Source organism: Ferroglobus sp., from assembly GCF_015521575.1.
Taxonomy (GTDB): domain Archaea; phylum Halobacteriota; class Archaeoglobi; order Archaeoglobales; family Archaeoglobaceae; genus Ferroglobus.
In genome coordinates, this window is record NZ_WANY01000056.1 from 1 (window position 1) to 4,895 (window position 4,895).

Below are 4,895 nucleotides of genomic sequence, written 5' to 3' on the forward strand. Positions count from 1 at the left end.
AGTGTGAACTGATGCTTCGTCGTTAGGTAGGGAGTTTCTACTTCAAGCAGCTTCAAAAAGCTCTCGTCTCTGAAGAGAATGCCTCCGGCGGGAATCGTAGCCATTCCCATTTTGTGAGGATCCAGGGTTATGGAAGTTACCCCTTCTAATTCGAAGTCGAAGGGAACTTTTCTTTCAAGAAACGGTAAAACGAGTCCACCAAAGGCTGCGTCAACGTGGAGGGGTATGTCTCTCTCGACGGCTATCTTCGAAAGCTCGTCGATTGGATCGACTTGCCCAAGCTCGGTCGTTCCTGCGATTCCAACTATTGCTACTGTATTTTCATCGATCGCCTTCTCAACCTCGGCTACGTTCACTTTGTACTCTTCATCCAGCCCTACCCTCTTTATTTCCACCGCAAGAAGGTCTCCAATCTTTTCGAAGGAGAAGTGGGCTGATTTCGGAATTACTATATTCGGCTTTTTTACTTTTTTCAAATTTCTTGCGGCTCTTATTCCTTGAATGTTCGCCTCAGTTCCTCCCGAGCAGATGTATCCGGCAGCTTTTTCGTTATGCAAGAGCTTTCCGAGCATTTTTATGAGCTCCCTTTCGAGCTCCCACGTTCCTTTAAAAATCCCCGGATCTCCGAGGTTCGTCTCTAAAAACATTATGTGGGCTTTTACAGCCAGTGGATGCGGGACAGTGCACATGGAGCTAAGAACTCTCTTGTAGGATATGTCTTTGAGCCTGAAACTAAGAAGCTCGTTGAATACCATGCTGAGCTTTTTGGACAAGCTTAATATAATTTTTATTAAAGGGCTTTTGTGAACGTTGCCATACTCGTTGGTGGTAAAGGTAGGCGAATGGGTTACGTGGAGAAAGCCCTTCTTGAGATTTGCGGTGTAAGAATTATTGACAGGCTTTTGAAGGAATTTAGGGATGACAATGTTGTTATCGTATGCAGAGATGAAAAGCAGAGAAAGCTGTTTGAGGTGGAGACGGTTGTCGATTCCGTAAAAGACTTTGGAGCCTTAGCCGGGATTCATGCGGCTTTAAAGTACTTTGGAGAGAGAACTCTTGTTTTGGCTTGTGACATGCCATTTGCAAAGAGAAAAGTTGCCGAAAAGCTATTTTCCGAGGCTGAAGACATTAATGCGAACGTTTTGATGCCTTACTGGAAAGACGGTCGATTTGAACCCCTTTTTTCGATTTACTCCCCGGAAATCATTCCGGAAATCGAAAAAAGTTTCTCTCTCGGAGAAAAGAAAATTTTAAAACCAGTTTTTCGCTCCTCTGAAGTTTATCTTTACTCTGTTGAATGTTTGAGAAAGCTGGACGAAAAGCTAATATCCTTTTTCAACGTCAACACTCCTCAGGAGCTTAGGAGGGCAGAAGAATTATGCTCATCGACAGGTTCGGTAGAGTGATTACGAATTTGAGAATCTCCGTTACGAGCAGATGCAATCTATCGTGCTTTTACTGCCACAGAGAAGGTTATTCCGCAGAAAATGAGCTAAGCGTGGAAGAGATTGGCGAGATTGGAAGGGCTTTTAAAACTCTCGGCATAAGGAAGGTGAAGATAACGGGAGGAGAACCTCTTGTTAGGAACGATATCGTTGAAATCGTGGGTGTTTTGAATATCTTCGACGAAACTTCCATGACCACCAACGGTATAAAGCTTGGAAAGCTTGCGGCGGAACTGAAAGAGGCTGGACTTTCGAGGGTCAACGTCAGTCTCGATACTCTCGATGAGGAAAAGTACAAGCTTTTGACGAGAGGGGGAGAGTTAAAAAAAGTTCTGAACGGTGTGAGCGAGGCTGTGAATGTGGGTTTAACTCCGGTAAAGCTGAACATGGTGGTTATGAAGGACGTTAACGTAAATGAAATGTGGGAGATGGTCGAGTTTGCAAGGGAGTTTAAAGGAGACGTTATATTGCAACTCATCGAGCTTATGAAGCTACCCTGGAGCGAAAACAGCTATTACGACCTTTCCGAAATTGAAAAGGAGCTCAAAAGAATCGCCACAGAAGTAAAAGTAAGGAACATGCAGAGGAGGAGGCAGTATTTTTTGGATGGAGTTGTTGTCGAAGTCGTAAAACCATACGACAATTCCGAATTTTGTAAAGCCTGCAACAGAATAAGGGTAACGGCGGACGGAAAAATTAAACCGTGTCTAATGAGAAACGATAACCTTGTTGATATTAGAGGGCTGAAAGGCAAAGATTTAATATCTGCAATTAAAAAAGCTGTCCAGCTCAGAGAGCCTTACTACAAGGGGTGATAGCTTGATAGAAATGGAAGTGGACGGAAAGAAAGTGCCCATGAATGATTACGTAAGGAGGGTTTTTGAAAACGTAATAGGAGCTTTGGTTTCAACTTTAAAAGGAGTTGAAGAGGACTGGAAGGAGCTTAAGATAGTGATTAAGAGATGATAAGGGAGGAGCTATCGGAAGTTCCGGAGTACGTCCCCGGAAAGAGCGTCGAGGAAATTAAGAGGGCTTACGGTTTGAAGAGGGTCGTAAAACTTGCATCTAACGAAAATCCTTACGGGGCGAGTCCTAAGGTTTTCGAGGTAGTAAAAAACTTTAGAGATTTCCACGTTTACCCTCCAAAAAATCCTGTGGAGCTAAAGGAGAGGATCTCAGAATACGTGAACTTCCCCGAAGAAATGATCGTCGTTGGAGATGGATTGGACGGCGTTCTGGAAAACGTTTTCAAAATGTTCGTAAATAAGGGAGATATAGTGGCGATCCCAATCCCAACTTTTCCCTACTACGAGATACTTGCAAAAATATACGGAGCTAGAATAAAATTTTTGAGAAGAAACGAGAATTTCGAAACCGTTGAATTCGACGAAAAAGCCAAGCTAACGATAATCTGCTCCCCCAACAACCCGACGGGAAACGTTGAAAATTTCGAGTTTGTTAGGGAAGTGGCTGAGAGTGTGAAGGGTGTTGTTTTCATAGATGAGGCTTATGCTGAATTCACTGAAAAAAGGCTTACGAAGCTTGCAGAGTACGAGAATGTCATAGTTGGAAGAACTTTCTCGAAAGCTTTCGGATTGGCAAACCTCCGGGTTGGTTATGCGATTATGAACGAAAATTTCGCTAAAGAGTACATGAAAGTTTGTCCCCCTTTTCCGATTTCGACTCTTGCGATACTGGCAGCTATTGCAGCTTTGGATGATATCGAGTACGTGAAGAGAACTGTGGAAAAGATAGTTGCGGAAAGAAACAGACTTGAAAAAGCTCTCGGAAAGTACTTCGAAGTTTATCCAAGCGAGGCTAATTTCGTGTATGTGGAAGCGGAAAATTCGGATAGTGTTTGCTACGAACTTGAGAGGAGAGGCGTAATAGTCAGAAATCTGAAAAACTTTAGAGGGGTTAGGAACGGTATAAGAATATCGGTAGGAAAACCCGAAGAGAACGACTTTTTACTGAAAACTCTGGAGGAGATCTTTTGATAGCAATAACCGGCACTCCGGGAACTGGAAAAAGTACTGTCGCTGAGATTTTAAGAAAAAGGGGGTATGTCGTCCTTAGCGTCAACGAAATTGCTGAAAAATTTGGATGCGTTGAGGGGGAAGAAGAAGGTGTGAAAATTATTGATCTGGAGTGTCTCGGAAAAATTGAGGTTAATGCGGATTTCGTTGAAGGACACCTTTCTCACCACCTTAATGCTGAGGCGGTTATCGTTCTCCGATGTCGTCCCGACGTTCTTTATAAGAGGCTTGTTGAAAAGGGTTGGAGCGAGGAGAAGATAAGAGAGAACGTGGAGGCTGAGCTAATAGACTATATTCTCGTCGAAGCTCTTGAGAAGCATGAAAACGTTCACGAAATAGACACCACGAATCTAACACCTGAAGAGGTAGCTGACAAAATAGAAGAAATTTTAAAGGGGAAAAAATATCCTCCGGGAAATATTGATTGGATTTCGGAACTTTCTGATAACATCGATAAATATATAAGAAAATTATGATGTGCTTTTTATGATTGATACAACTTGCGAGCAAAACGTTTATATTCCAAGAAGATTTTGCCAATTAACACGATGAGGAGCTCTTGAAGAGCTCCGAGATTAAAAATAAGGTGTGGCATAAAGCTTATAAATCACTAAGTGATAATAACAAATTACCAAAGCCGCGGGTCCGGCAAGTACTCCGACGGGGCGTAAGCCCAGGATGGGGAGTGGGGTTCCCACCCGCGGCATAGTAGGGAAGACGTGCCGCAAGGCACGTCTGAGATGGGCTTGCCAGCAGGGCAAATCCGGCGGGAGAGGGACGTATTCACCGCTTTCTCTCCCCCGCCAATTCTGGTTGATCCTGCCAGAGGCCGCTGCTATCCGGCTGGGACTAAGCCATGCGAGTCATGGGGCGCGGGCTCTTCGGAGTCCGCGCACCGGCGGACGGCTCAGTAACACGTGGACAACCTACCCTCGGGAGGGGGATAACCCCGGGAAACTGGGGCTAAACCCCCATAGGGGATAGGTGCTGGAATGCCCTATCCCCGAAAGTGCACGGTTGCCGTAAGGCGCCGTGCAGCCCGAGGATGGGTCTGCGGCGGATTAGGTAGTTGGCGGGGTAACGGCCCGCCAAGCCGAAGATCCGTACGGGCCATGAGAGTGGGAGCCCGGAGATGGACCCTGAGACACGGGTCCAGGCCCTACGGGGCGCAGCAGGCGCGAAACCTCCGCAATGCGGGAAACCGCGACGGGGCTAGCCGGAGTGCCCGTGCATAGCACGGGCTGTCGGGGAGCCTAAAAAGCTCCCCATAGCAAGGGCCGGGCAAGGCCGGTGGCAGCCGCCGCGGTAATACCGGCGGCCCGAGTGGCGGCCACTATTATTGGGCCTAAAGCGTCCGTAGCCGGTCTGGCATGTCCCCCGGGAAATCTGGTCGCTTAACGATCAGGCTTCCGGG

The 4,895-nt window shown here is 46.3% G+C and carries 6 protein-coding genes and 1 rRNA gene; 6 read left to right on the forward strand and 1 reads right to left on the reverse strand.

Going from position 1 to position 4,895, the window contains the following annotated elements:
- Positions 1 to 755: tyrosine decarboxylase MfnA (gene mfnA / locus F7C14_RS02175; protein ID WP_290899530.1), on the reverse strand; the 755-nt coding region annotated here is incomplete at its 3' end.
- Positions 756 to 803: 48 nt separating this feature from the next.
- On the opposite strand from mfnA, the gene F7C14_RS02180 reads away from it, so the two are divergent.
- The 6 genes from F7C14_RS02180 to F7C14_RS02205 all read left to right on the forward strand — a co-directional run.
- The gene (locus F7C14_RS02180) at positions 804 to 1,406 is read left to right on the forward strand and encodes a molybdenum cofactor guanylyltransferase (RefSeq protein WP_290899532.1); all 603 of its coding nucleotides are present in this window, start codon (positions 804 to 806) and stop codon (positions 1,404 to 1,406) included.
- Positions 1,379 to 2,260 (forward strand): GTP 3',8-cyclase MoaA, encoded by an 882-nt coding sequence (gene moaA, locus F7C14_RS02185; RefSeq protein WP_290899534.1) that lies wholly within the window; start codon positions 1,379 to 1,381, stop codon positions 2,258 to 2,260. The genes F7C14_RS02180 and moaA overlap by 28 nt, the downstream gene beginning before the upstream one ends.
- 4 nt (positions 2,261 to 2,264) lie before the next feature.
- Positions 2,265 to 2,411, forward strand: coding sequence for a hypothetical protein (locus F7C14_RS02190; RefSeq protein WP_290899538.1), 147 nt, complete (start codon positions 2,265 to 2,267; stop codon positions 2,409 to 2,411).
- Entirely contained in the window at positions 2,408 to 3,442 is a 1,035-nt protein-coding gene (gene hisC / locus F7C14_RS02195; protein WP_290899535.1) for a histidinol-phosphate transaminase, read from the forward strand. The genes F7C14_RS02190 and hisC overlap by 4 nt, the downstream gene beginning before the upstream one ends.
- Positions 3,439 to 3,957: an adenylate kinase family protein gene (locus F7C14_RS02200; RefSeq protein WP_290899537.1), complete on the forward strand. Its 519-nt coding sequence runs from the start codon at positions 3,439 to 3,441 to the stop codon at positions 3,955 to 3,957. Before hisC ends, F7C14_RS02200 begins: the two co-directional genes overlap by 4 nt.
- Before the next feature lie 330 nt (positions 3,958 to 4,287).
- A 16S ribosomal RNA gene (locus tag F7C14_RS02205) occupies positions 4,288 to 4,895 on the forward strand; the annotation flags it as partial.

Excerpts from the sequence above, each read along its gene's own strand:
- moaA (WP_290899534.1), top strand. The coding sequence starts at position 1,379 with ATGCTCATCGACAGGTTCGGTAGAGTGATTACGAATTTGAGAATCTCC.
- hisC (WP_290899535.1), top strand. The coding sequence starts at position 2,408 with ATGATAAGGGAGGAGCTATCGGAAGTTCCGGAGTACGTCCCCGGAAAG.